Annotated in this window: 2 protein-coding genes; both read left to right on the top strand. The window is 63.2% G+C overall.

What is annotated here, in order from left to right; genetic code table 11:
• On the top strand, positions 1–978 hold a 978-nt coding region (locus tag EN750_RS32025), incomplete at its 5' end, for a sugar ABC transporter substrate-binding protein (RefSeq protein WP_145968113.1).
• Between the two features lie 147 nt (positions 979–1,125).
• Positions 1,126–1,936, top strand: an 811-nt coding sequence (locus EN750_RS32030) for an ABC transporter permease (protein ID WP_145968114.1), incomplete at its 3' end; no start/stop codon positions are given.

Genomic DNA, 1,936 nt, shown 5'->3' on the forward strand with positions numbered 1-1,936 from the left:
GCATTCGCCCAGTCCAAGGGTATCGTCTACTATATGGTGCCGACCCTGCTGGACGAGTTCCAGACCGGCTCGGTGAGCGCGCTGGAACTGTTCCTGAAGCAGACCGGCTACGAGATGAAGACGCTGAACGCCGACAACAAGACCGACGCCCAGCAATCGCAGATGAACGACGTCATCGCGCTGAAGCCGGCGGCCATCATCCTGGCGGCAGTCGACTTCAATGCCCTGAAACCGTCGATCGAGGCGGCCCGGGCCGCCGGCATCCCGGTGGTCGAGTTCGACCGCCAGATCACCTCGACGCCATCCGACTTCACCTCTGTCGCCGGAACGGTCGAGATCGGCTACGTCGCCGCCGACCAGGCCGAGAAGCTGCTGAAGGCAAAGCACGGTTCGGTGAAGGGCAAGGTGCTGCAAGTCCTCGGCGATCCCGGCGATCCCTACACGCTCGACATCCAGAAGGGCTTCGAGGAGAAGATGAAGGCGTTTCCCGACGTCAAGATCATCTCGCTTCCGGCCATGCAGTGGGAAGCCAGCAATGCCGGCACAATCGTTGCCGACCAGATGCTGGCGAACCCGGACATCGACCTGATCTTCAGCCATGCCGCGCACCTTTCGGTCGCTGCCGTCGCCTCGCTCGAGGCGGCCGGCAAAAAGCCGGGCGACGTCATGCTGATGAGCTCGAACGGCGCTCCGGTCGGCCTCGACCTGATCCGCAAGGGCTGGCTCAACGCCGAAATCGAGCAGCCGCTCTACGCGCAGGCCGCGGCTGTCGCGATGTTCATGGACAGGATCGTCAAGAAGCAAGAGATCAAGCCCGGTGAACACGACGTGCTCGGCTTGAAATCGACCGTGACCAAGGAAGCCTGGGGTCCGAACATCAAGATCCCCGGTGCCGCCATCACCAAGGAGAACGTCGACAACCCGGCCTTCTGGGGCAACCAGAAGCCGCCGACGGACACCGTCAAGCCGGTCGAATAGTCATTGAAAGCGCTCCGGGCCGTAACGGCCCGGAGCCTACCCTTTCACAACGCCGCGTCCAAAAGACGCCGTGGCGAATTTGAATCCGCGCCCGAACCCGACGAAATCGAATTGATTTCGCGGGGCATGCGCCAACCGGATCAGCCCATGAACCCGCGCACACGCAAAGCCCTGGAGTTCGTACTCGACAACCTCGTCTGGTTCATGTTGCTGTTCGTGCTGGTGGTCTTCTCCATCTTCGTCCCGAACTACTTTCAGCTCGGCATCTTCGCCAACATCATCGAGGCTTCCAGCGTGCTCGGCGTCATGTCGATCGGCCTGGCGCTGGTGATCATCGCCGGCCACATGGATCTGTCGGTCGAATCCGTCGCAGCGCTTAGCGCCATGGCGGTCGGCATCCTGTTTTGCTCGTCGGGCATCGGCATGGGCGTGCAGTTGCATCCCGAATGGCTGATGGTTCCGGTTTCGCTGCTGCTGGCGCTGGCAGTCGGCGGCCTCATCGGCGCCTTCAACGGCTATCTGGTGGTCAAGGTGAAGATGAGCGCTTTCATCATCACGCTGGCGTCCTACATCTGGGTGCGCGGCCTCGTGCTGGTCGTGTCGGGCGGCCGCTCGGCGCAGGATCTTGCACCGGCCATCCGCTGGTTCGGCATCCAGCGCCTTGTCGGCCTGCCGCTCACCGCCTGGATCGCGGTTGGCTGTTTCGTGGTCTTTTCGCTGATCATGGCCAAGACGCCATTCGGCCGGCATCTCGTGATGATCGGCGGCAACGAGACGGCGACCTTCCGCGCCGGCATCCGGGTGAACCGTAATCTCATCATCGCCTTCGTGCTTGCCGGCGCGATTGCCGGCCTTGCCGGCTGGCTGCTGGCGATCCGCACCTCGGGCGCCACCGCCAATCTTGGCGTCGGCTTGCTGTTCAACGCCTTCGCCGCGGTCGTCATCGGCGGGGGCAGCC

This window comes from Mesorhizobium sp. M7A.F.Ca.ET.027.03.2.1, assembly GCF_003999175.1.
In the GTDB taxonomy this organism is placed as follows: Bacteria; Pseudomonadota; Alphaproteobacteria; order Rhizobiales; family Rhizobiaceae; genus Mesorhizobium.